Consider the following 22849-nt stretch of genomic DNA (forward strand, 5'->3'; position numbering starts at 1 on the left):
GCGCCCCGTACCGGCGCGCTGTTCAGGGCAGAGAGAGAATCAAGATGGTCACGATCAGACTGGCAGTAAGAGATTGGGATTACTTCACGCCGCTGGCACTGGGCGACGTCAAGCCGGAAGGCTTTGCCCTGGAGGTTCATCGGGTTGGCACGCTGGTAGGCGACCTGGCGACCAGTAACGAGTATGACGCGGCAGAGATTTCGTTCAGTCGCTATGCTCAGGGCAGGGCAAAAGGTGACACCTCTTTGCTGGCACTGCCCCATGTGCTGATGCGCGGCTTCCGTCAGCGTTGCATCATTACCACGGAAGACAACCCAATTGTTTCTCTGCAGCAGCTGAAGGGCGCCAAAATTGGCGTGACTGGCTGGCAGGACTCCGGGAATACCTGGACCCGCGCAGTGCTGCGTGAAGCCGGTGTGGATATCGATGATGCTTACTGGTTTGCTGGCCGCCTGACGGCTGACCACCCAATAGTAGACCGTCTGAACGGCTTCGGTCGTCCGGGCCGGATTGAGGCAGCACCTGGCGAACATCCGCTGATCGACCTGCTGCGTGCAGGCGAGCTGGATGCCGTATTTACGCCATTTATGCCACAAGGTTTCTTCCTGAAAGGGTCTGGCCTGCGCCAGTTGCAGACTGATTTCCGCCAGGCAGAACTGGACTACTTCAACCGTGTTGGCTATATCCCTGGCCATCACCTGCTGGCCTTTAAATCGTCGTTTGCCGAAGCCCATCCTGACCTCCCTCAGCAGCTGAGCGAACTGATCGATCTGTCGGCGAAGATGTGGAACGACAAACGCGAAAAGTATGCCGACACCACCCCGTGGTTACTGGATGATTTGCGACGCACCGCGCAGGATTTACCTGTCGACTGGAACGCGAACGGTTTTGACGCTAACAAGAAGATGATTGCCGACTTCGGCACCGAACTTTTTGAGCAGGGAATCACTTCTCACTGCCTCACGCCTGAGGATCTGTTCCCGGCCGTGAAGAAAGGAGCATAAGAATGAAAGTTGCATTAGGACAGTTCGCGGTCAGCCGTGAGTGGCAGGAAAATGCCGTTACTTGTACCGGTTTAATGGCAAAGGCTCTGGCCGGCGGCGCAGATTTGCTGGTTTTGCCGGAAGGTGTGCTGGCCCGTGATATCGCCGATCCCGATTTGGTGCTGAAAGCCGCCCAGCCATTAGATGGCCCGTTCCTGACCGAAGTCTATGCCGCCAGCCGCGGTAATCACCTGACGACGATGATGACCGTCCATGTGCCTACGCCAGATGGCCGCGCGCTGAACGTGCTGATCGCCATCCGTAACGGCGAGATCGTTGCCCGTTATGACAAGCTGCATCTTTATGATGCCTTTGCGATGCAGGAATCCCGCAACGTGACGGCAGGCAATGAAGTGCCGCCACTGGTTGAAGTCGCCGGGATGAAAGTCGGCCTGATGACCTGTTATGACGTCCGTTTCCCTGAACAGGCTCGGCGCCTGGTGCTGGACGGTGCTGATGTGCTGGTACTGCCTGCTGCCTGGGTCAAAGGCCCGTTGAAAGAGATGCATTGGGAAGTGCTGGTCACTGCTCGTGCCCTGGAGAACACCTGTTACATGGTCGCGGTGGGTGAATGTGGCCCACGCAATATCGGTAACAGCCTGGTTGTTGATCCGCTCGGTGTGGCGATTGCGAAAGCGTCCGAAGCCCCTGCGCTGGTCTTTGCTGATTTAGATCCGGCCCGTATTGCGCATGCGCGCCACGTGCTGCCGGTGTTGGAAAATCGCCGTTTTGCTCGTCCTGAACTGAACAAATAAACAAGACACCGGGGAAATTTATAATGAAAAAGACAGCGACCGCCATTGCACTGGCCTTGGGATTAAGTGCTGGCTTTGCCCAGGCTGCAGACGCCATTCTTGCTCAGAAAATCGATCAGGCATTACACGACCGTTTACCGGCTGATATCAAATCAGCAGGAAAAATGACCTCGGTGAATAACGGTTCATTCCCGCCTTATGAGATCGTTGAAGGGCCGACCACCATGAGTGGGGCTTCCGCTGATTTGACGGAAGCGCTGGCGCAATTGCTGGGCATCAAAATTGAACATGCCACGGTAAGTGGGCTGTCAGGCGTGTTGGCTGGCATTAAATCGGGCCGCTATCAGTTGGCTATCGGTCCGATCGGCGACTATCCGGATCGCCAGGCAAAAAATGACTTTATCGACTTCGTGCAGGAGTTTGTGGTGTTTGCTGTGCAGAAGGGTAATCCCTCGAAAATCAATGGCCTGGAGGATACCTGTGGCAAGCGCATTGCGGTAATGGCGGCCGGATCGGCTGAGCAGGTGATCCGCAAGCAGTCTCAGGTTTGTACGGATGCTGGCAAAGCGGCGGTGACCGTTCAGTCGTTCACCGATCAGCCTTCTTCGATTCTGGCCGTACGCTCTAAGCGCTCAGATGCTTTCTTCTCTTCCCAGGCGCCTTTGGTGTACTTCGTAGACCAGGCGCATGGCCAGCTGGAGTTAACCGGTCAGGGCAACAAAAATGGCTTTGGCGATATCTTCCAGGGCACCGTGGTGCCGAAAGATTCTGAACTGGGCAAAGTGGTACTCGACGGTTACAAAGCGCTGTTCGCTAACGGCACCTACGCCGCCATCATGAAAAAATGGAAGCTGGAGGGCAATATGATCACCGCTCCGGGGGTTAACCTGGCGAAAGGGGTAGCGAAATGACAAAAAGCACCACGGATTCACGAGCCAGGGAAAGGGCAGACGTGCAACAGCGCGACGTGGCTTTTGCCCGCAGCGCACCGCGTTACGGACGCCTGGCCTCATGGATTGTGGTGCTGGTGATCGCCGCCAACTTTAGCTGGCTGGTGGCCACTAACCCCAATTTTGAGTGGCAGGTGGTGCTGCAGTGGTTCACCGAGGGCTCGGTGCTGAGCGGGTTAAAAGTGACGCTAGGCCTGACAGTGGTTTCAATGGTCCTCGGGACGTTCTTAGGCCTGCTGTTAGCGGTAGCTCGTCTGTCTGATAACCGTCTTATGCGAGGCCTTTCCGGGCTGTATATCTGGTTCTTTCGTGGCACGCCGCTGCTGGTTCAGCTGATTTTCTGGTACAACATGTCGACGCTGTTCCCGAAGATTACGCTGGGTATTCCGTTTGATGGCCCGGTTTTTGCCAGCTGGAACACCAACGATTTGATCACCCCGTTAACCGCTGCAATTGCCGGGCTGGCGCTGAATGAAGCGGCTTATATGGCGGAGATCATCCGGGCCGGACTGCAGTCAGTGGATAACGGTCAGGTCGAAACGACTCAGGCTTTTGGGATGAGCCGGGCTCGCGCACTGCGCCGGATCATCATTCCTCAGGCGATGCGTTCGATTATTCCTCCGACCGGTAACCAGTTAATCAGCATGATTAAAGCGACCTCGCTGGTGAGCGTGATCGCGATGGGCGACCTGCTGTATTCCGTTCAGTCGGTCTATAACCGCACCTTTGAGGTGATCCCAATGCTGATGGTAGCGGTGATCTGGTATCTGTTTATCACCTCAATCCTCAACGTGGGGCAGTCTTTCATCGAGCGTTATTACTCCAGAGGCGTTCGTCGCTCTGTTTCGGCTACTAAACGTCGGCAGCCCGCTGCAGACAGCAAAACCACGCCGAGGGTTAACCGTCCGTTAGTCCGTAAGGAGGATGTATGAGCGAAGTACAGCCGCTGGTTCGGGCGCGTAACGTGCAAAAAAGTTACGGTGATAATGAAGTGCTCAAAGGCATCGATCTGGATGTGATGCCTGGTGAAGTGGTGGTGATCCTTGGACCTTCGGGATCGGGTAAATCTACCTTCCTGCGCTGCATTAACCACCTTGAAGATATGAATGCTGGCTCGATTATGGTGGGCGGGCAGCAGATTGGCTATGAGCTGAAACAGGGCATCTTACAGCGTCTTTCGGCCCGTAAGATTGACCGCCAGCGTCAGGAAATAGGCATGGTGTTTCAGCAGTTCAATCTCTATCCCCATATGACCGTGCTACAGAATATTATCGAGGCGCCGATTGGCGTGCATAAAGAGTCGCGCGAAGAGGCTACCCGTCACGCTAAAGAGCTGCTGGCAACGGTGGGCTTGACTGACAAAGCCGATGCCTGGCCTCGCCATCTGTCGGGTGGACAGCAACAGCGCGTGGCGATTGCCCGTGCCCTGGCTATCCGTCCCAAGCTGATGCTGTTTGATGAACCGACTTCGGCGTTAGATCCTGAGCTGGTGGGCGAAGTGCTGGCAACCATGCGCACGCTGGCCGACCAGGGGTTAACGATGGTGGTGGTTACGCATGAGATTGGTTTTGCCCGTGAAGCAGCCGATCGGGTGGTCTTTATGGATGGCGGTGTGGTGGTTGAGCAGGGGCCTCCTGAGAAGGTCTTAGTGAATCCTGAGCATCCCCGATTCCAGGTTTTCCTTAGCCGCTTTATCTGAGCGTATTCGTCCGCAATCTGCACAGAAAACTCTGTTACAGATTGCGGTTGTATTGACCGATGATCTGCGCGTTAATACAGGTTATCGTGATTGGCCTTGGTATTGGTCAGGTTAAAAAAGAAGGTGTGTATGGAAGGTATCAGTATTGCAAAACTGCTGATTATCGGTGCTCTGATCGTGTTGCTGTTTGGAACCAATAAGTTACGTTCCCTCGGTGGCGATCTGGGGTCAGCGATCAAAGGCTTTAAAAAGGCAATGAGCGACGACGACACTTCCGCTAAAAAAGCGCCAGTCGTAGACGAAAAGCCGGTTGAGCAGGTTGTTCACAAAGATTGATCGCCCGCACAGGCATAAAAAAACGGATGACCAGGTCATCCGTTTTTTGTTTCTGTTGCAATAATGTAAATTATTGTAACGCAGGGCGAGTGAACCCGCCCCGGTAGCTTATTTCACTTCCAGGCCTTTCGCCTGCATATCCGCATGATAAGAAGAACGGACAAACGGTCCGCAGGCTGCATGGGTAAAGCCCATGTCCATTGCCGCTTCTTTCATCTCATCAAACTCAGCAGGGCTGACATAGCGCTGAACCGGCAGGTGGTGACGGCTGGGCTGCAAATACTGGCCTAAAGTCAGCATCGTAACGCCGTGGCGACGGAGATCGCGCATCACTTCAACGATCTCGGCGTTCGTTTCGCCCAGGCCAACCATCAGGCCGGATTTGGTCGGCACGTCCGGATGCGCTTCTTTGAAACGCTCCAGCAGCTTCAGTGACCAGTCATAGTTAGCGCCAGGGCGAACCTGACGGTACACGCGTGGCACGTTTTCCATATTGTGGTTAAACACGTCTGGCGGCGTGGCGGTGAGGATTTCCAGCGCACGGTCCATACGGCCACGGAAGTCTGGCACCAGGGTTTCAATCTTAATCGTCGGGTTCTTTTCGCGGATGGCGGTAATGCAGTCTGCGAAGTGCTGAGCGCCGCCGTCACGCAGGTCGTCACGGTCAACAGAGGTGATCACCACATAGCGCAGAGCCATATCAGCAATGGTCTGAGCCAGCTTCAGCGGCTCATTCTGATCCGGCATCACCGGACGGCCATGTGCCACGTCGCAGAACGGACAGCGACGGGTACAGATAGCGCCCAGGATCATAAAGGTGGCAGTACCGTGGTTGAAACATTCTGCAAGGTTAGGGCAGGAAGCCTCTTCACAGACGGAGTGCAGGCCATTTTTACGCATCGCAGCTTTGATGCCCTGGATGCGGCTGGAGTCCGCGGGGAGTTTGATTTTCATCCACTCCGGCTTGCGTAAAATCTCCGTGCGCTCGGTCACCACGGTTTTCACCGGGATAAGAGCCATCTTGTCTGCATCGCGGTATTTAACACCACGTTCCATCTGAATGGGTTTACTCATAATCTTGCAAGTTCCAGGTTGGCATGCGCGATCCGCATAAAACTCAAATAAGTGATCTTGTGTTCAACTTTTTTTGATAAAGCGCAAAAATTATATCATCTCAGCGCCACAGTTTCAGCCAGCCAGACCGATTAAATGTGACGGAATTGTAAATCCGCACGGACGGTTACTTTCCGGCGAGGGGAGAGGCTGCTTCCCAACGAATATCACTGATGTTCAACAGTCTGGCGAAATGCTCAATCAGCAATGGCTGAACATCGGCCAGCGTCACGCCTGCTTTTAACTCGCTTAGCTGAGTCATCTCAAGGCCGGCGTAACCACAGGGATTGATGCGCAGAAACGGCGACAGATCCATCTCGATATTCAGCGCCAGGCCATGGAAAGAGCAGCCGTTACGAATGCGTAACCCCAGTGAGCAGATCTTTTTACCCTGGACATAAACGCCTGGCGCATCGGCTCTGGCTGCCGCTTCAACGCCAAAATGGGCGAGGGTGGCTATCACCGTGTCTTCAAGCGCGGTGACCAGTTGTCTGACGCCAATTTTCCGCCGCTTCAGGTTGATCATCACATACATGATTTGCTGACCCGGCCCGTGATAAGTCACCTGACCACCGCGATCGCTTTGCATTACCGGAATATCCCCCGGCCCCAGCAGATGTTCTGCTTTGCCCGCCTGGCCTTGGGTAAAGACCGGTTGATGGTCTACCAGCCAGATTTCATCGGCAGTCGTCTCACCGCGCTGGTCAGTGAAGTCATGCATGGCTTGAGAGATGGGTGCCCAGGGCTGCAAGCCCAGCTGGCGGATGAGTAGGGTATCGTGAGGCAAAACGTCAGTCCTGTTGAGAACAGAGAGGCAGTATAACGCTGACAAAGAGCAAATTCATGCCCTCTGTCAGGAAGAGATTTTACAGCACCATACGGACAATTTCGATTTTGCCCAGCTCGTCATACAGCGTTTCCACTTGTTCAATGTGGGTGGCGGTAATGGTGATTGAGACGGAGTGATAGTTGCCTTTGCTGCTTGGCTTCACGTCCGGAGAGTAGTCACCCGGCGCATGGCGCTGAACAACTTCAACTACTTGATCAACCAGTTCCGGCTGCGCCAGCCCCATTACTTTGTAAGTAAACGGAGTTGGGAATTCGAGCAGTTCTTTAAGATTGGTTTTCATAGGGGCTCCGGTAACACCAAAACAAAGACTCCCGCTACGTAGCGGGAGTCTACAGATGACTCAAATATGGGGTGCATTCACGCCGAAATCAAGGGGACATTGCTGCCCGGATGCTTAACGGCGTGAAGGGGTTAGCCAAACCAGTGATGGAACATCAGCTTAATGTAATCGACGATGCGTCCGAAGAAGTTGCCTTCCTGCATATCGTTCAGCACAACCAGCGGATGCTGTTCAATGGTTTTGCCATCGAGCTGGAAGTTGATGGTGCCAACAACCTGATTTTTAGCCAGCGGCGCATGCAGCTCTGTGTTGCTCAGCGTATAGCTGGCTTTCAGATCTTTCATGCGGCCACGAGGAATGGTCAGGAAGACGTCTTTTTCTACACCCAGCTGTACACGGTCACTGGTACCGAACCAGACTGGCTCAGAAGCAAACTCTTTACCTGCTTTCAGTGGCGCTACAGTTTCAAAGAAACGGAAGCCCCAGGTCAGCAGTTTTTTGCTTTCGGTTTCGCGGCCTTTGTAGGTGTGTCCGCCCATTACCGCCGAGATCAGACGCATCTGACCTTCAGTAGCCGAGGCAACCAGGTTATAGCCAGCGGCTTCAGTGTGGCCGGTTTTGATGCCGTCAACCTGCAGGCTGGTATCCCACAGCAGACCGTTACGGTTCATCTGGCGGATGTTGTTGAAGGTGAATTCTTTTTCTTTGTACACCGCATACTCATCCGGAACATCACGGATCAGCGAACGGCCAATCAGCGCCATATCACGCGCTGAACTGTACTGGCCATCAGCATCCAGACCGTGAACCGTCTGGAAGTGGGTGTTCTGCAGGCCCAGTGCTTTAACGTAGTTGTTCATCAGACCAACAAACGCATCCTGGCTGCCGGCAACATAGTCGGCCATCGCCACACAGGCATCGTTACCGGATTGCAGCACGATGCCGCGCGTCAGCTCGGAAACCGCTACGCGGTCACCAGGCTTCAGGAACATCAGAGAAGAGCCTTTGAATACCGGATTGCCGGTTGCCCAGGCATCTTTGCCCACGGTCACCATGTCATCCTGTTTGATCTTACCGGCTTTGACCGCCTGACCGATCACATAGCTGGTCATCATCTTGGTCAGACTGGCAGGATCACGGCGAGCGTCAGCATTTTTCTCTGCCAGCACTTTGCCTGAGTTGTAGTCAATCAGCACGTAGGCTTCCGCATCGATATCCGGCACGCCTGGGATCATTGTTTTAATGTTCACGTCGTCGGCGTGGGCGAAGGAGGTCAGGCTGAGGGCAATCAGCGAACCTGCCGTCAGGCGTTTGATCAGTTTGTAGGAGGTCAGATTGTTCATGTTAAGGACTACAACATCCATCGGCTAAGTTAAAAAAAGTGACTCACTATAGCAAAAGCAGTCCTGACCGGCACTCGTCTTTACCATCAAGGTTAACAGCACTTTCAGTCTGTTAGCCCGCACGACGTGCCGGTCAGTATTACATTTCGTTAGGTGCGACTGTAATAAATGAAGAGAGCTTAGCTTCGCTCGACAACCTCTGCTGCAAGGCGCTAGCCTGCTGACGAGAGGTGAAACGACCCAGCTGAACCCGGTAAACATTGCCGTGGCTGTCTACAGCGCCCGGCACACCGAACTGCTTGCTCAGTGAATTCATCCATGTTTTGGCTTTATTCGCATCGCCTACAGCACCGACCTGAACCACATAGGTGGTACCGGCGGCTGAAGGTTGGCTGGCCGCCGCCGCTGGTGCAGCAACAACGGCCGCCGCTGCCGGAGCAGCAACAGGAGCGGCTACAGGCTCACTGCCTTCCAGCACACCCGAGGGTAATGGCTGTGCAGCGCCTAAAAATCCACTGCTGCGCACCGGTGCGCCCAGGCTGTCATCGCTGTTCACATTGGCGTTATCAACCGGGCGTGACTCGACTGCCTGCTGTTGGCTGGCATCAGGTTGTGCAGCTGCACTGGCGGCTGCGCCACCCATCGTGGTCATGCCGCCGCCCATTGTCGTCATGCCGCCAGCAATGTCCGGACGAGCCGGTAAGGCATAGCTCTGTTTGGCGACGGTGGTGCCAATCGTACCAGGCCCTGAGAGCGTGCCATCCGGGGCGACTTTGATGTAATCGATTTTAACTTTGGTGTTGTTCGAGATATTCAGGCGATCGCCCGCTGCACGGGACAGATCGATAACCCGTCCTGGCGTATAAGGACCTCGGTCGTTAACGCGCACCACAAGCTGGCGACCATTGGCCAGGTTAGTGACGCGAACGTAACTAGGCAGCGGCAACGTCGGATGCGCTGCGGTTATTGCATTTGGATCAAACTGCTCGCCCGTTGCGGTGCGGTTGCCGCCAGCCTCGTCGCCATACCAGGCCGCCAGGCCAGTTTCGCTGAAGTTAGAGGGATCTTTGACGATACGGTAAGTCTTGCCATTGACCGAATAATCCTGGCTGGTGCCCGGGTTCTGCGGTTCATAACGGGGTTCTGCGCCGCCAATTTCCACCACCGGGCCGTTATAAGCCGGCTGCTGCGGGGCAGTTGTCTGCTGCTGTTCAGGGGTTGTACAGGCTGCCAGCAACACTGAAGCCAGACCAATCCAAAGCCAATCCTTACGCATGTTTACGCCTCTTAAACGCTCTTAGACAACAGTTTTCGGTGGGTGTGAATCGACATAATAATGCCGAACCCGGCCATCAGAACAATCAGGGCCGAACCGCCATAGCTGACTAACGGCAAGGGAACCCCAACCACCGGGAGAATGCCGCTAACCATACCAATATTAACGAAAACATACACAAAGAAGATCAACATTAACCCACCGGCCATCACCCGGCCAAAGGTGGTTTGCGCCCGCGCCGCCATCATCAGGCCACGCATAATGACCAGAATGTAGAGTAACAGCAGGACCAGAACCCCTACCAGGCCTAATTCTTCAGCCAGTACGGCAAAGATAAAGTCAGTGTGGCGTTCGGGTAAAAATTCCAGCTGGGACTGAGTGCCGTGCAGCCAGCCTTTGCCGCGCAACCCACCAGAACCAATGGCGATTTTAGACTGAATAATGTGATAACCGGCGCCCAGCGGGTCGCTCTCCGGATCCAGTAACATCATCACACGGTCGCGTTGATAGTCATGCATCAGGAAGAACCACAGCACCGGCACAAAGGCCGCCACCATTAGGACAGCCACCGCTATCAGCTTCCAGCTCATGCCGGAGAGGAACAGAACAAACAGCCCCGAAGCGGCAATAAGAATGGAGGTTCCCAGGTCAGGCTGCGCCGCTACCAGCAGCGTAGGCATAAAGATCAGCACCAGCGCTATAGCGGTATTTTTTAGCGTCGGCGGACAGACATCGCGGTTGATAAACCGCGCGACCATCAGGGGAACCGCTATTTTGGCAATCTCAGAGGGCTGGAAGCGCACAAAGCCCAAATCCAGCCAACGCTGCGCACCTTTACTGATGTGGCCAAACGCATCCACGGCAACCAGCAGGATCACCGTGATGATATAGAGATAGGGCGCCCACCCTTCGTAAACGCGAGGCGGGATCTGCGCCATCACCAGCATGATCACCACACCCATGGCGATCTGGCCGATTTTACGCTCCATCATGCCCGGATCCTGGCCACTGGCGCTCCAGATCACTAATGCGCTGTAGACCAGCAGGGCAAAGATCAGAATAAAGAATGTCGGGTCGACATGAATCCTGGTCCAGATGGTGCGTTTATGGTGACGATCGTTCATGACTATTCACCCTCATAGCCGGAGGGCACTGGGGCAGCGTCCGGCAGGTCGGTATTGTTATCACCAAGCATAATATGGTCCAGAATCTGGCGCATGATTGTGCCTACGGCCGGGCCTGCGCCGCCATTCTCCAAAATGATTGTGACAGCCACACGCGGCTTGTCGTAAGGAGCAAAGGCGGTCATCAGCTTGTGGTCTCGCAGGTGTTCAGCGATTTTATGCGCGTTGTAAGTTTCATTGGCTTTCAGGCCATAGACCTGAGCAGTACCGGATTTAGCCGCAATCTTGTAAGGCGCATCAGAGAAGCTTTTTCTGGCTGTGCCGTTCGGGCGGTTCGCCACGCCGTACATGCCATCTTTCGCGATTTCCCAGTTGCCAGAATGAATGTCGGCAATCGGTGGCGATTCAGGCTGGCGATAAGGGACGCGCACGTTATTCACTACGTTAGACTGCATCAGGTGGGGGGTTTTCACCACGCCATCGTTGATGAGCGTCATCATGGCTTTATTCATTTGCACCGGCGTAGCGGTCCAGTAACCCTGGCCAATCCCCACCGGAATGGTGTCACCCTGATACCAGGGCTTTTTGAAGCGTTTCTGCTTCCATTCACGGGTTGGCATGTTGCCTGGGGTTTCTTCTGTCAGGTCAATCCCGGTCAGGTGCCCGTAACCAAACTTGTTCATCCACTCGCCAAGGCGATCGATGCCCATGTCGTAAGCAACCTGATAGAAAAAGGTATCCGCAGACTCTTCCAGAGATTTGGTGACGTTAAGACGACCGTGGCCCCAGTGTTTCCAGTCACGGAAGCGCTTCTCGGAGCCCGGTAACTGCCACCATCCTGGATCAAAGAGGCTGGTATTTTTGGTGATGACGCCCGCTGTTAATGCTGACACCGCAATGTAAGGTTTTACCGTAGAAGCCGGGGGATAAGCACCCTGAGTCGCACGGTTTATCAGCGGCCGGTTCGGGTCATTCAGCAGCATGTTGTAGTCGGTACTGCTGATGCCATCTACAAACAGGTTGGGATCGTAGCTTGGCATGGAAACCATCGCCAGAATGTCGCCATTGCGCGGGTCGGTAACCACCACGGCAGCACGACTGCCAGCCAGCAGTGTTTCAATATACTGTTGCAGTTTCAGGTCAATGGTCAGGTAAATGTCCTGGCCTGCCTGAGGGGACTGTTCGTGCAGCTGACGGATAACCCGGCCACGGTTATTCACTTCAACTTCTTCATAGCCCGTTTTGCCGTGCAGCATATCTTCGTAATAACGTTCGATACCCAGCTTGCCGATATCGTGCGTGGCGGCATAGTTTGGCCATTTGCCTTCTTTATCCAGGCGGTCAACATCACGGTCGTTGATTTTGGAGACATACCCCAACACATGGGTCAGGGCAGAGTTATAAGGGTAATAGCGGCGTTGATAGCCTTTCACTTCTACGCCGGGGAAAGCGTACTGATTGACGGCAAAACGGGCGACCTGCACATCGTTCAGCGCGGTTTTAACCGGGATAGAGGTAAAGCGGCGTGAACGCTTACGCTCTTTCTCAAAGGCGACAAGGTCTTCGTCACTTAAGTCGACAATGGGGCGCAGAGCAAGCAAGGTCTTTTCAAGGTCGTCGACCTTTTCGGGCACCAGCTCAATCTGATAAATGGTGCGGTTCAGGGCAAGGGGCAGGCCGTTGCGGTCAAAAATAATCCCGCGGCTGGGAGCGACAGGCACCAGTTTAATCCGGTTGTCGTTGGAACGAGTACTGTAATCGGTGTAGCGAATAATTTGCAGGTGGTACAGATTGACCACCAGGATACCGGAAAGCACGATAATGCCAATAAAAGCGATCAGCGCCCGACGAACAAAAAGAGACTGTTCGGCAGTGTAGTCACGAAAAGAGTTACGTTGTAATTTCATCCGCTGCTTAAGTGTATCCGGTTGGTCCTATGGTCTATTCCCGATGGTAAGGGTGATTTGCTGTGATGCTCCATGCACGATACAAACTCTCCGCAACCAGCACCCGCACCAGCGGATGGGGCAGGGTAAGCGCGGAAAGTGACCAGCATTGCTCAGCGGCTGCTTTGCAAGCTGGAGACAGACCTTCCGGTCCACCAATCAGCAGGCTGACATCACGGCCATCCAGCTTCCAACGTTCAAGCTGAGTGGCTAAATGGGGCGTTTCCCACGGCTGCCCTGGAATGTCCAGGGTAACAATGCGGTTCCCTTTGCCGGTCGCTGCCAGCATCATTTCGCCCTCTTTTTCAAGAATGCGTTTGATGTCGGCATTTTTACCGCGCTTGCCAGCCTGAACTTCAGTCAGTTCCAGAGGCATGTCTTTAGGAAAACGACGCAGATACTCCAGGAATCCGGTTTGCACCCAGTCCGGCATTTTGGTGCCGACGGCAACCAACTGCAATTTCACAGCTTAGTTCCAGAGCTTTTCGAGTTCGTAAAGCTGGCGGCTCTCTTCCTGCATGACGTGAACAATCACTTCACCCAGATCGACAACAACCCAGTCTGCAGCGGCTTTACCCGCAACGGCAAAGGTTTCAACGCCTGCAGCACGAGATTCCTGAACAACGTGATCAGCAATAGAAGCCACATGACGAGTGGAGGTGCCGGTGCAGATAATCATGCAATCGGTGATACTTGATTTGCCTTGAACATCTACAGCAACGATGTCCTGGCCTTTTAAATCGTCTAATTTATCAATGACGAAGTCTTGGAGTGCTTTACCTTGCAAAAGGTTCCCCTTGGGTTTTTTTAGTCGGAGCGGTTGTCCTGCGCCCTGCGGCGGGGATGACCGAAAAATGATGTTTCCGGAGTACTCCAGAAAATTTAGCGGCGAAGTATACCACGAGCTCAGGGCTTGCGATATAAACCTGCTGCAAGGATATAGGCCGAAACTGCCGGAGGGATCAGATCATCGCAAGATTGCCCGCTGTGCAGGCGCTCGCGAATTTCCGTGGCGGAGATGGAGACCAGCGGCGTTTCAGCCAGGAAAATCTTACCGCAGGCTTTCTGATGCAATGATTCAGCACGGAGAGTCTGATGATTTTCAAGCCAGCGCTGTAAGGCAGGGGTTTCCATCGTGCTGTCATACCCCGGACGTTTGCAGACCAGTAAATGGCACAGGCTAAGAAGTTCTTCCCAGCGGGACCATTTGTGTAAGGTTAGCAAAGAATCCTGACCGATGATGAAGGCCAGCGGCTGTTTGTCGCCCCGTTCTGCGCGCAGTTCCGCAAGTGTATCAACGGTGAAAGACGGGGTATCGCGCTGCATTTCTCGCAGATCCACAGCGAACAGCGGCGAGTTCGCTATCGCCAGTTTCACCATCTCTACCCTTTGTGAAGGACTGGCCTCCGGCTGCGGGCGATGAGGCGGCACATTATTGGGCAATAACGTGACCTTGTTCAGCCCGACCTGAGTCGCCAGAACTTCTACTGGCCTCAGGTGGCCAAAGTGGATCGGATCAAAGGTGCCACCGAACAAGGCTTCTAAGGTTACGGGCTCAGACATCGCAGAAATGCTCGGGGAAAGAGGGCTGGCAGATCAGCAACGACAGCGTTTCAAGATCTGACCAGACTGACTGACCATAATCCTGCTTCAGCGTCAGCTCAATCCGGGTCAGTAGATGAATAGCCTGAGCTAACTGCCGGGTTGAAAGACGTTGCAGCGCCTCACTGAACAAAGGACGGCGGTTTTGCCAGACGCGGTGCTGGTCAAACAGGGTTCTGATCGGTGTTTTTGCCATTTGCCGTTGTAACGTCAGTAGCATCATCAGTTCTCTTTGCACGGTGCGCAGTAAGATCACTGGCTCGCTCTCTTCCGCCTGCATCTGGCGCAAAATATGTTGAGCCCGTTTACTTTTTCCCGCCAGTAGCGCATCCACCCAATGGAAAGGCGTAAAGTGAGCGGCATCGTTGACGGCTTGCTCAACCCTTGGCAGAGTTAGCTTTCCGTCTGGCCATAACAGCGACAGCCGTTCCAGCGCCTGGGCCAACGCCAGCAGGTTACCTTCATAACAGTAGCAGAGCAGCTGAACAGCGGCATCGTCTACGCTGAGTTTGAGGCTCTTTGCGCGAGTGCTCACCCAGCGTGGCAGCTGAGCCTGTTCCGGCGTCTGACAGGGCACTAACACGCCACTGGTGCTCAGCGCTTTGAACCAGGCACTGTTCTCCTGCGCTTTGGTCAGTTTGGCCGCCCGCAAGATCAGCAGAATATCGGCATGTAACAAAGAGGAGAGGGTGACAAGTTGTTCTGCCATGGCCGCATTTGGGCCGTTTTCTGGCAGCGTCAGCAGCAGCGTTTGACGGCTGGCAAACAGGCTTAAGGCCTGGCACGTAGAAAAGATCGCGTTCCAGTCTGTGTGAGCATCAATAACGACGCTGAAGTGCTCGGTAAACGCCTGCTTTTGCGCAGCAGCCCGCACGGCATCCTGAGATTCCTGCAACAGAAGCGGTTCGTTACCGGCCAGAATGTAACAAGCGCGCAGCCCCTCATGGAGCTGCGCGCTGAGTTGCTCAGGGTAAATCCTGATCATCTTGCCAGTGAGCTGTCTGGCAGGCCTGAAGCAGGGTTGGTCTGATCAACGGCTGCCGGGGCATTGTCGAGCGTATTGATCGAAGGGTCATCTTCAGCCGCATGTACCGTCAACAATTTACGCACCAGCTGTTGAGCCGCCTGGGTACGCATTTCTTCAATGATAATGTTCTGCTCAGAATCCTTCGCCAATGCTGCCAGCGGGTTATCAAAGAACGAACGATAAACGGTCGCGCTGATTGGATAAATCCCTTTATTAGGCACCAATACCTGAGCACGCACGGTCATGTACATTGAGTACTCAGCCGTTTTCCCGTCCTGGAAGATCGAGGCAGTATCACGGCCCTGAGTCGCCCCCAACAGGCGTAACGAAGGAATATTCTTGCGTGCAGGATCGGTTTCTGGCGTCACAGTCGTGCTGCTCTGGGAAGGAACCTCAGTACTGCTCTGGGAAGGTACCTCAGTGCTGCTCTGCGAAGGCACGTTGGTCCCATCCTGCATTGCTGAGGCAGTTCCATCTTGCGACGTTACCGTAGTTCCTTCCTGCGCAGCCGTTACGGTCGCTCCGTCCAGGACAGTGACGTTATTCAGGCGCAACTGTTCACGAACAACTCGTGTCAGTGGGCCATAAGGATCGTTGGTGTCCAGGATCATGGTTTTCATTTCTGTCGGGACCGAAGTGGTCCCACGCAGATGGAAGCCACAACCTGCGGTGGCTAACACCGCAAGACCCAGCATCACAGATAAAATCGGATGTCGCACAATTCCTCCTGACATCAACCCACGACCAGGTTAAGTAATTTGCCCGGTACGTAAATTTCTTTACGAATGGTGGTGCCATCAACGTACTTGGCAACAAGGTGCTCCTGCAATGCACGAGCCTTAACCTGTTCCTTGGTGGCATCAGCCGGAACGGTAATTTTGCCACGCACTTTACCATTAACCTGCACCACCACCAGCAGAGAATCTTCCACCATGGCTTCTTCATCCGCCTGCGGCCATGGTGCGTTGTCTACGTCACCTTCGCCACCCAGAGCCTGCCACAGCGAGAAGCAGGCATGAGGGGTAAATGGATACAGCAGACGAACCACTGATTGCAGCGCTTCTTGCATCAGCGCGCGATCTTGCTCGCTTTCCTGCGGGGCACGGGTCAGCTTATTCATCAACTCCATAATCGCCGCAATGGCGGTATTGAAGGTCTGACGGCGACCGATATCATCGGACACTTTAGCGATGGTTTTGTGCAGCTCGCGGCGCAGCGTTTTTTGATCGTCGTTGAGGCTGGCGATATCCAGTGCAACGGTCGGGCCTTTTTCGCTGTGCTCGAAGGCCAGTCTCCAGACGCGTTTCAGGAAGCGGTTTGCGCCTTCCACACCGGATTCCTGCCATTCCAGGGTCATTTCTGCAGGGGAAGCGAACATCATAAACAGACGGACGGTATCCGCACCGTAGCGCTCAACCATCACCTGCGGGTCAATGCCGTTGTTTTTCGACTTCGACATTTTGCTCATACCGGCGTAAACCAGCTCACGGCCAGTTGCGTCGGTTGCTTTGGTCACGCGGCCTTTCTCATCACGCTCCAGGGTAACATCCACCGGGGAAACCCAGTTACGCTCTCCGCTGGTGCCAAGGTAGTAGAAGGCATCGGCCAGAACCATGCCCTGGCAAAGCAGGCGCTTGGCAGGTTCGTTCGAGGTAACCAGGCCAGCGTCACGCAGCAGTTTGTGGAAGAAGCGGAAGTAGAGCAGGTGCATGATGGCGTGTTCGATACCGCCAACATACTGGTCTACTGGCAGCCAGTAGTTAGCCGCAGCCGGGTCCAGCATGCCTTTGTCATAGTCCGGGCAGGTGTAGCGCGCGTAATACCAGGATGATTCCATGAAGGTATCAAAGGTATCGGTTTCGCGCAGCGCAGGCTGGCCGTTAACGGTGGTTTTTGCCCACTCTGGATCGGCTTTGATTGGGCTGTTGATGCCATCCATAACCACGTCTTCTGGCAGGATAACCGGCAGCTGATCTTCTGGTGTTGGCATTACGGTGCCGTCTTCCAGCGTCACCATCGGGATTGGTGCGCCCCAGTAACGCTGGCGTGAAACACCCCAGTCGCGCAGGCGGTAATTCACTTTACGCTCGCCAACGCCTTCGGCGGCCAGTTTTTCAGCAATCGCGTTGAAGCCGTCTTCATAAGACAGGCCATCAAACTCGCCTGAGTTGAACAGCGTGCCTTTCTCGGTCATTGCCGAGTCGGTCAGGTCCGGCTCGCTGCCATCCGCGTTCAGGATCACTGGTTTGATAGTAAGGGCGTATTTAGTGGCGAACTCCCAGTCACGCTGGTCGTGGCCTGGAACAGCCATGACTGCGCCCGTACCGTATTCCATCAGCACAAAGTTAGCGACCCAGACAGGCAGCTTCTCGCCGGACAACGGATGCAAGGCAAACATGCCGGTCGCCATGCCTTTTTTCTCCATGGTCGCCATTTCCGCTTCGGCCACCTTGGTGTTACGGCATTCGGCGATAAAATCTGCCAGCGCCGGGTTGGACGCAGCGGCCTGTGCTGCCAGCGGATGACCCGCCGCCACGGCCAGGTAGGTCACGCCCATAAAGGTGTCAGGACGGGTGGTGTAGACGCTCAGCTTTTCGCTGCTGTCTGCCACATCAAAGGTGATTTCAACCCCTTCAGAGCGGCCGATCCAGTTACGCTGCATGGTTTTAACCTGCTCAGGCCAGCTTTCCAGCGTGTCCAGGTCATTCAACAGTTCATCAGCATAATCGGTGATTTTAACAAACCACTGTGGGATCTCTTTGCGTTCTACTTTGGTATCGCAGCGCCAACAGCAGCCATCAATCACCTGTTCGTTCGCCAGCACCGTCTGGTCAGTCGGGCACCAGTTAACCGCTGAAGTCTTCTTATAGACCAGGCCTTTTTCATACAGCTTGGTGAAGAACCACTGTTCCCAGCGATAGTACTCAGGCTGACAGGTTGCCAGCTCACGGTTCCAGTCATAGCCGAAGCCCAGCAATTTAAGCTGGTTCTTCATGTAAGCAATGTTGTCGTAGGTCCATGGAGCTGGAGCCGTGTTGTTTTTTACCGCTGCGCCTTCCGCAGGCAGACCAAACGCATCCCAGCCGATTGGCTGCAACACGTTCTTGCCCAGCATGCGCTGGTAGCGGGAGATCACATCACCGATGGTGTAGTTACGAACGTGGCCCATATGTAGGCGGCCAGAAGGATAGGGCAGCATGGAGAGGCAGTAGTACTTCTCTTTACCTTCCTCTTCGGTCACTTTGAACGTTTGCTTCTCATCCCAGTGCTGTTGGACGTGGGATTCTATCTCTTCCGGGCGGTATTGCTCTTGCATGGCAGCCAGTGGTCCTTTGTAAACTTTATGAGTTCGTTCAGATCCGCATAGCATAGCTGATCCGCCCCTGCTGCAACAACAGTAACCGCCCAGACATTCGGCATTTCTCTGTAAGCTGGAAGAGAGCAGGCAATTTTGGCAGCTGGTCAGGTGCAATTTTTTGATCGAAGCTAGAATTACTCCATAACGTATTGGTACGTTAAGGAGAAAAAATGAACAAGGTCGCTCAGTACTATCGTGAACTGGTCTCTTCGCTGACCGAGAGGATCAACCGGGGAGAGCATGATATTGATGCTTTGGTAGAGAGTGCCAGGCAGAGAATGAACAATCGCGGGGAGTTAACCCGCAGCCAGATTGAGGATGTCACCCGTGCCGTCCGACGGGATCTGGAGGAGTTTGCCCGCAGCTACACCGAGAATCAGGATGATGCAGGCGACAGCGTGTTTATGCGCATCATCCGGGAAAGCGTGTGGAAAGAGCTGGCTGATATCACTGACAAAAGTCAGTTAGAGTGGCGCGAAGTGTTCCAGGACCTGAATCATCATGGCGTGTATCAAAGTGGTGAGGTGGTCGGTCTGGGGAATTTAGTGTGTGAACAGTGTCAGTTTACCCGGGCGATTTATACCCCAGAAACGCTGACACGCTGCCCGGAATGCGGTAACGACCAGTTCCAGCGGCAACCTTTTGAACCTTAAAGATCAGGGCGGAGCGTTCCGCCCTGATTTACAGATTAATGCAGGATCTTGGCGAGGAAGTCTTTTGCACGATCGGACTGAGGATTGTTAAAGAAGTCGTCCTTGGCCGAATCTTCCACAATTTTCCCCTCATCCATAAAGATCACCCGGTTGGCCACTTTGCGGGCAAAGCCCATTTCGTGGGTCACCACCATCATGGTCATCCCTTCATTGGCCAGTTCCACCATCACATCCAGCACTTCGTTGATCATCTCTGGATCAAGCGCAGACGTCGGCTCATCGAACAGCATGGCGATCGGATCCATGCAGAGCGCACGAGCGATAGCCACACGCTGCTGTTGACCCCCTGAAAGCTGGCCTGGATGCTTGTTAGCATGAGCAGAAAGACCCACACGCTCCAGCAGTTTCAGTCCTTTCTGACGAGCTTCCTCTTTGTTGCGCTTCAGCACTTTCACCTGCGCCAGCGTCAGGTTCTCAACGATGGTCAGGTGCGGAAACAGCTCAAAATGCTGGAATACCATGCCGACTTTAGAACGTAGCTGGGCCAGATTGGTCTTTTTGTCGTTCACGGCGGTGCCGTTAACTTCAATCTTGCCTTCCTGAATCGGCTCTAACCCGTTTACCGTTTTGATCAGCGTGGATTTACCGGAACCAGACGGGCCGCAGACTACCACTACTTCGCCTTTCTTCACTTCGGTTGAGCAGTCGGTCAGCACCTGAAAGTGACCATACCACTTCGAAACATTTTTCAGGGTAATCATTTAAACCGTCCTTTTTTTCTTTAAATAGCTGACCAACAGCGAAGCGCTAAGGCTGATAACGAAGTAAACCGCACCGGCAAACAGCACCATCTCAATTTCAGTCCCGTTGTTAATGCCGATGGTGTCGGCAGTCCTGAAGAAGTCGGCAAGGCTGAGCACGTAAACCAGCGAGGTATCCTGGAACAGGACGATGCCCTGAGTCAGCAGCAGCGGCACCATGGCGCGAAACGCCTGAGGCAGGATAATCAGCTGCATGGACTGCCAGCGAGTCATGCCTAGAGCCAGCGCGGCATTCCCCTGGCCCCCGGCGATACTCAAAATACCGGCACGAATGATTTCGGAATAGTAAGCGGCCTCAAACAGAGAGAACGCCACCATCGCAGAGATCAGGCGGATATCGGTTTTTGGCGACAGGCCAAGCACGTTTTGCAGGAAGCTGGGCACCACCAGGTAGAACCACAGCAGCACCATGACCAGCGGCACGGAGCGGAAGAGGTTAACGTAAAGCCGGGCAAACCAGCTGATCGGTTTAAAGCTCGACAGGCGCATCACCGCCAGCAGAGTTCCCCAGACGATGCCAAAAATCACGGCGGTAACCGTAATCTTGAGGGTAATGACCATGCCGTTCATCAGATAAGGCAGGTTCGGAACAATCGTGCTCCAGTCAAATTCGTACATTATTTGCCTCCCATGCCGCCAGGCAGGCGAACCTTACGTTCTACCAGACTCATCAGCAGCATAATCACGATATTGATGCCAACGTAGGCAAGGGTAATAGCGGTAAAGGATTCGTAGGCATGAGCGGAGTAATCCAACAGCTTGCCTGCCTGGGCGGCCATATCCACCAGACCAATAGTTGAGGCAATAGCGGAGTTCTTGACCAGGTTCAGCATCTCTGAGGTCATCGGCGGCACAATCACGCGATAGGCGTTAGGTAACAGCACATAACGATAGGTCTGTGGCAGCGTCAGGCCCATCGCCAGCCCGGCATTCTTCTGACCTGAAGGCAGAGACTGGATCGCTGCGCGAACCTGCTCGCACACGCGTGCGGCGGTAAACAGGCCCAGGCAAAGCACCGAGCAGGTGAAGAACTGAATATTCGGATCCAGTTCGGATTTAAACCAGGTGCCAATACTTTCCGGTAGCAGTTCAGGGATCACCAGATACCAGATAAAGAATTGCACAATCAGCGGGATATTACGGAAGAGTTCAACGTATAAAGTGCCGAGAGTGGAAAGCAGACGGTTGGGCACGGTACGCAAAATACCAAACAGCGAACCGACCAAAAGGGCGATAATCCACGCACAAACTGACACAGCAATGGTGACCTGAAAACCGGACCACAGCCACCCCAGATAGGTGGTATTCCCGAAGGGGGCTTCTTGCAGAAAAATACCCCAGTTCCAATCGATTGACATAAATAACTCCGGAAGAAAAAAAGGGTAGCGAGGCTACCCTGAAGATTGATGAGAGGCTCTGTTGCACGTTATGGGGAACGACCACTTCGTACCTTCGCCTGACTATCCGCAGCTTGTTGCTACAGATTATTCAGGCTGTTGTCTGTCCGAGCCTGTTTTCAACAATCATAGGGCAACCAGCGGCTGCCCTTATTTTCATTATTAGTTCAGTGCCTTGTCATTTGGCGTTTTGAATGTCGCTTTCATATCGTCAGACAAGGCGAAATTCATGTTGAGGTTTTTCGGTGGGATCGGGTTGCTGAACCACTTATCAAACCACTTTGCGGCTTCACCGGAAGTCTGTGCTTTGGCAATGGTGCCATCCATCAGCTGTTTAAAGCCGGCGTCATCTTTACGCAGCATACAACCGTAAGCTTCTTTCGACTGTGGTGTACCCACGATTTCCCAGTTATCAGGCTTTTTGGCTTTAGCACGTTCGCCAGCCAGCAGGGCATCATCCATCATAAAGGCTACGGCGCGACCACTTTCCAGCGTACGGAAGGAGTCACCGTGGTCTTTGGCGCTAATGATGCGCATCTCCATTTTCTTCTCGTCATTCAGCTTGTTCAGCAGAATTTCGGACGTGGTGCCTGAAGTCACGACAACGGTTTTCCCTTTCAGGTCCGCGAAGTCCTTAACTGGACCGCCTTTCTTCACCAGCAAACGGGTGCCGATAACAAAGATAGTGTCCGAGAAGGCTGCCTGTTTCTGGCGCTCAACGTTGTTGGTGGTTGACCCACACTCAAAATCATAGGTGCCGTTTTGCAACAGCGGGATACGGTTTTGAGAGGTGATCGGCAGCATTTTTACCTGCAAATCGGGTTTGTTCAGTTTGGCTTTAATCGCTGCCACGATGGCATTGGAATAGTCCTGCGAGTAGCCGACAACTTTTTGCTGATTATCGTAGTAAGAGAAAGGAACAGAAGACTCACGGTGTCCCACGACAATGACGCCATTTTTAGCGATTTTGTCTAAGGTGGGAGATTGTGGTGCATCTTCTGCATGGGCGATACCGGATGCAAGGCCAGCCAGTGCCAGGCACAAGCCTAATTTCCGTAATTTCATCTCCAACTCCTTCGTTTAAGGGCGTCATAAAATTGCGCCGATTGTGATGTTATGTTTATTAACTGCTGCTTTTCTTTTTATCCCAGGACGTAATCGCCCCCTGAATAGTCATAACATAGCCGAATGTTAAAACGATGAAACAAGAAAGTTTCTTTTTTGCGAAGCGTGCCGCACCAAATAAAGGCATTGTTAAAAACAATGCTCCGCCCTG

Annotated in this window: 24 protein-coding genes; 7 read left to right on the plus strand and 17 right to left on the minus strand. The window is 53.8% G+C overall.

What is annotated here, in order from left to right:
• Nucleotides 1–44: 44 nt before the first annotated feature.
• The 6 genes from WCC56_RS11925 to tatE all read left to right on the plus strand — a co-directional run bounded on the left by WCC56_RS11925 (nucleotide 45) and on the right by tatE (nucleotide 4783).
• On the plus strand, nucleotides 45–1004 hold the full coding sequence (locus WCC56_RS11925; RefSeq protein ID WP_424692579.1) for a nitrate ABC transporter substrate-binding protein: 960 nt from the start codon (nucleotides 45–47) through the stop codon (nucleotides 1002–1004).
• 2 nt (nucleotides 1005–1006) lie between these two features.
• Nucleotides 1007–1798 carry a deaminated glutathione amidase gene (locus tag WCC56_RS11930; protein WP_424692580.1) on the plus strand — a complete coding sequence of 264 codons (792 nt, stop codon included), beginning with the start codon at nucleotides 1007–1009 and terminating at the stop codon, nucleotides 1796–1798.
• Between the two features lie 23 nt (nucleotides 1799–1821).
• Complete coding sequence (locus tag WCC56_RS11935) at nucleotides 1822–2709, plus strand: ABC transporter substrate-binding protein (RefSeq protein ID WP_424692581.1); 888 nt, start codon at nucleotides 1822–1824, stop codon at nucleotides 2707–2709.
• Nucleotides 2706–3680 (plus strand): amino acid ABC transporter permease, encoded by a 975-nt coding sequence (locus WCC56_RS11940; protein WP_424692582.1) that lies wholly within the window; start codon nucleotides 2706–2708, stop codon nucleotides 3678–3680. The genes WCC56_RS11935 and WCC56_RS11940 overlap by 4 nt, the downstream gene beginning before the upstream one ends.
• Nucleotides 3677–4447, plus strand: coding sequence for an amino acid ABC transporter ATP-binding protein (locus tag WCC56_RS11945; protein ID WP_424692583.1), 771 nt, complete (start codon nucleotides 3677–3679; stop codon nucleotides 4445–4447). The genes WCC56_RS11940 and WCC56_RS11945 overlap by 4 nt, the downstream gene beginning before the upstream one ends.
• A 129-nt stretch (nucleotides 4448–4576) precedes the next feature.
• Nucleotides 4577–4783 (plus strand): twin-arginine translocase subunit TatE, encoded by a 207-nt coding sequence (gene tatE / locus WCC56_RS11950; protein WP_424692584.1) that lies wholly within the window; start codon nucleotides 4577–4579, stop codon nucleotides 4781–4783.
• Nucleotides 4784–4891: 108 nt separating this feature from the next.
• Here tatE and lipA read toward each other — a convergent pair whose 3' ends face one another.
• The 13 genes from lipA to leuS form a co-directional block, all read right to left on the minus strand.
• A complete protein-coding gene (gene lipA, locus WCC56_RS11955) occupies nucleotides 4892–5857 on the minus strand; it encodes a lipoyl synthase (protein WP_424692585.1) in 966 nt (321 codons plus the stop codon).
• 166 nt (nucleotides 5858–6023) lie between these two features.
• Entirely contained in the window at nucleotides 6024–6683 is a 660-nt protein-coding gene (lipB, locus tag WCC56_RS11960) for a lipoyl(octanoyl) transferase LipB (protein ID WP_424692586.1), read from the minus strand.
• Between the two features lie 79 nt (nucleotides 6684–6762).
• On the minus strand, nucleotides 6763–7026 hold the full coding sequence (gene ybeD / locus WCC56_RS11965) for a DUF493 family protein YbeD (RefSeq protein ID WP_013201269.1): 264 nt from the start codon (nucleotides 7024–7026) through the stop codon (nucleotides 6763–6765).
• Nucleotides 7027–7157: 131 nt separating this feature from the next.
• Entirely contained in the window at nucleotides 7158–8369 is a 1212-nt protein-coding gene (gene dacA / locus WCC56_RS11970) for a D-alanyl-D-alanine carboxypeptidase DacA (RefSeq protein WP_424692587.1), read from the minus strand.
• A 139-nt stretch (nucleotides 8370–8508) separates the two neighbouring features.
• Nucleotides 8509–9645 carry an endolytic peptidoglycan transglycosylase RlpA gene (rlpA, locus tag WCC56_RS11975; protein ID WP_424692588.1) on the minus strand — a complete coding sequence of 379 codons (1137 nt, stop codon included), beginning with the start codon at nucleotides 9643–9645 and terminating at the stop codon, nucleotides 8509–8511.
• Nucleotides 9646–9656: 11 nt separating this feature from the next.
• Entirely contained in the window at nucleotides 9657–10769 is a 1113-nt protein-coding gene (mrdB, locus tag WCC56_RS11980) for a peptidoglycan glycosyltransferase MrdB (protein ID WP_424692589.1), read from the minus strand.
• A 2-nt stretch (nucleotides 10770–10771) separates the two neighbouring features.
• Nucleotides 10772–12676, minus strand: a complete 1905-nt coding sequence (mrdA, locus tag WCC56_RS11985; RefSeq protein ID WP_424692590.1) for a peptidoglycan DD-transpeptidase MrdA — start codon at nucleotides 12674–12676, stop codon at nucleotides 10772–10774.
• A 34-nt stretch (nucleotides 12677–12710) separates the two neighbouring features.
• Entirely contained in the window at nucleotides 12711–13181 is a 471-nt protein-coding gene (gene rlmH / locus WCC56_RS11990) for a 23S rRNA (pseudouridine(1915)-N(3))-methyltransferase RlmH (protein WP_424692591.1), read from the minus strand.
• A 3-nt stretch (nucleotides 13182–13184) separates the two neighbouring features.
• Entirely contained in the window at nucleotides 13185–13502 is a 318-nt protein-coding gene (rsfS, locus tag WCC56_RS11995) for a ribosome silencing factor (RefSeq protein WP_041691943.1), read from the minus strand.
• 119 nt (nucleotides 13503–13621) lie between these two features.
• A complete protein-coding gene (nadD, locus tag WCC56_RS12000; RefSeq protein WP_424692592.1) occupies nucleotides 13622–14278 on the minus strand; it encodes a nicotinate-nucleotide adenylyltransferase in 657 nt (218 codons plus the stop codon).
• Complete coding sequence (gene holA / locus WCC56_RS12005; protein ID WP_424692593.1) at nucleotides 14271–15302, minus strand: DNA polymerase III subunit delta; 1032 nt, start codon at nucleotides 15300–15302, stop codon at nucleotides 14271–14273. Before holA ends, nadD begins: the two co-directional genes overlap by 8 nt.
• Nucleotides 15299–16039 carry an LPS assembly lipoprotein LptE gene (gene lptE, locus WCC56_RS12010; RefSeq protein WP_424692609.1) on the minus strand — a complete coding sequence of 247 codons (741 nt, stop codon included), beginning with the start codon at nucleotides 16037–16039 and terminating at the stop codon, nucleotides 15299–15301. Before lptE ends, holA begins: the two co-directional genes overlap by 4 nt.
• 38 nt (nucleotides 16040–16077) lie before the next feature.
• On the minus strand, nucleotides 16078–18660 hold the full coding sequence (gene leuS, locus WCC56_RS12015; RefSeq protein ID WP_424692594.1) for a leucine--tRNA ligase: 2583 nt from the start codon (nucleotides 18658–18660) through the stop codon (nucleotides 16078–16080).
• A 212-nt stretch (nucleotides 18661–18872) separates the two neighbouring features.
• Between leuS and WCC56_RS12020 the strand changes: the two genes are divergently transcribed.
• The gene (locus WCC56_RS12020; protein WP_424692595.1) at nucleotides 18873–19355 is read left to right on the plus strand and encodes a zinc ribbon-containing protein; all 483 of its coding nucleotides are present in this window, start codon (nucleotides 18873–18875) and stop codon (nucleotides 19353–19355) included.
• 35 nt (nucleotides 19356–19390) lie between these two features.
• On the opposite strand, the gene WCC56_RS12025 is transcribed toward WCC56_RS12020, so the two are convergent.
• The 4 genes from WCC56_RS12025 to WCC56_RS12040 form a co-directional block, all read right to left on the minus strand.
• Complete coding sequence (locus WCC56_RS12025; RefSeq protein WP_424692596.1) at nucleotides 19391–20116, minus strand: amino acid ABC transporter ATP-binding protein; 726 nt, start codon at nucleotides 20114–20116, stop codon at nucleotides 19391–19393.
• Complete coding sequence (gene gltK / locus WCC56_RS12030) at nucleotides 20117–20794, minus strand: glutamate/aspartate ABC transporter permease GltK (RefSeq protein WP_424692597.1); 678 nt, start codon at nucleotides 20792–20794, stop codon at nucleotides 20117–20119.
• Entirely contained in the window at nucleotides 20794–21534 is a 741-nt protein-coding gene (locus WCC56_RS12035; protein WP_424692598.1) for an amino acid ABC transporter permease, read from the minus strand. Before WCC56_RS12035 ends, gltK begins: the two co-directional genes overlap by 1 nt.
• 201 nt (nucleotides 21535–21735) lie before the next feature.
• Entirely contained in the window at nucleotides 21736–22638 is a 903-nt protein-coding gene (locus WCC56_RS12040) for an amino acid ABC transporter substrate-binding protein (protein ID WP_424692599.1), read from the minus strand.
• Between the last annotated feature and the right edge of the window lie 211 nt (nucleotides 22639–22849).

The sequence above is a fragment of the Erwinia sp. genome (assembly GCF_049696395.1).
In the GTDB taxonomy this organism is placed as follows: Bacteria; Pseudomonadota; Gammaproteobacteria; order Enterobacterales; family Enterobacteriaceae; genus Erwinia.

Excerpts from the sequence above, each read along its gene's own strand:
- leuS (WP_424692594.1), bottom strand. The coding sequence starts at position 18,660 with ATGCAAGAGCAATACCGCCCGGAAGAGATAGAATCCCACGTCCAACAG.
- mrdB (WP_424692589.1), bottom strand. The coding sequence starts at position 10,769 with ATGAACGATCGTCACCATAAACGCACCATCTGGACCAGGATTCATGTC.
- mrdA (WP_424692590.1), bottom strand. The coding sequence starts at position 12,676 with ATGAAATTACAACGTAACTCTTTTCGTGACTACACTGCCGAACAGTCT.
- lptE (WP_424692609.1), bottom strand. The coding sequence starts at position 16,039 with ATGCTGGGTCTTGCGGTGTTAGCCACCGCAGGTTGTGGCTTCCATCTG.
- WCC56_RS11930 (WP_424692580.1), top strand. The coding sequence starts at position 1,007 with ATGAAAGTTGCATTAGGACAGTTCGCGGTCAGCCGTGAGTGGCAGGAA.
- WCC56_RS12040 (WP_424692599.1), bottom strand. The coding sequence starts at position 22,638 with ATGAAATTACGGAAATTAGGCTTGTGCCTGGCACTGGCTGGCCTTGCA.
- tatE (WP_424692584.1), top strand. The coding sequence starts at position 4,577 with ATGGAAGGTATCAGTATTGCAAAACTGCTGATTATCGGTGCTCTGATC.
- WCC56_RS12020 (WP_424692595.1), top strand. The coding sequence starts at position 18,873 with ATGAACAAGGTCGCTCAGTACTATCGTGAACTGGTCTCTTCGCTGACC.
- lipA (WP_424692585.1), bottom strand. The coding sequence starts at position 5,857 with ATGAGTAAACCCATTCAGATGGAACGTGGTGTTAAATACCGCGATGCA.
- WCC56_RS11940 (WP_424692582.1), top strand. The coding sequence starts at position 2,706 with ATGACAAAAAGCACCACGGATTCACGAGCCAGGGAAAGGGCAGACGTG.
- WCC56_RS12025 (WP_424692596.1), bottom strand. The coding sequence starts at position 20,116 with ATGATTACCCTGAAAAATGTTTCGAAGTGGTATGGTCACTTTCAGGTG.
- ybeD (WP_013201269.1), bottom strand. The coding sequence starts at position 7,026 with ATGAAAACCAATCTTAAAGAACTGCTCGAATTCCCAACTCCGTTTACT.
- WCC56_RS11935 (WP_424692581.1), top strand. The coding sequence starts at position 1,822 with ATGAAAAAGACAGCGACCGCCATTGCACTGGCCTTGGGATTAAGTGCT.
- rlpA (WP_424692588.1), bottom strand. The coding sequence starts at position 9,645 with ATGCGTAAGGATTGGCTTTGGATTGGTCTGGCTTCAGTGTTGCTGGCA.
- nadD (WP_424692592.1), bottom strand. The coding sequence starts at position 14,278 with ATGTCTGAGCCCGTAACCTTAGAAGCCTTGTTCGGTGGCACCTTTGAT.
- WCC56_RS11945 (WP_424692583.1), top strand. The coding sequence starts at position 3,677 with ATGAGCGAAGTACAGCCGCTGGTTCGGGCGCGTAACGTGCAAAAAAGT.
- gltK (WP_424692597.1), bottom strand. The coding sequence starts at position 20,794 with ATGTACGAATTTGACTGGAGCACGATTGTTCCGAACCTGCCTTATCTG.
- dacA (WP_424692587.1), bottom strand. The coding sequence starts at position 8,369 with ATGAACAATCTGACCTCCTACAAACTGATCAAACGCCTGACGGCAGGT.
- holA (WP_424692593.1), bottom strand. The coding sequence starts at position 15,302 with ATGATCAGGATTTACCCTGAGCAACTCAGCGCGCAGCTCCATGAGGGG.
- WCC56_RS12035 (WP_424692598.1), bottom strand. The coding sequence starts at position 21,534 with ATGTCAATCGATTGGAACTGGGGTATTTTTCTGCAAGAAGCCCCCTTC.
- WCC56_RS11925 (WP_424692579.1), top strand. The coding sequence starts at position 45 with ATGGTCACGATCAGACTGGCAGTAAGAGATTGGGATTACTTCACGCCG.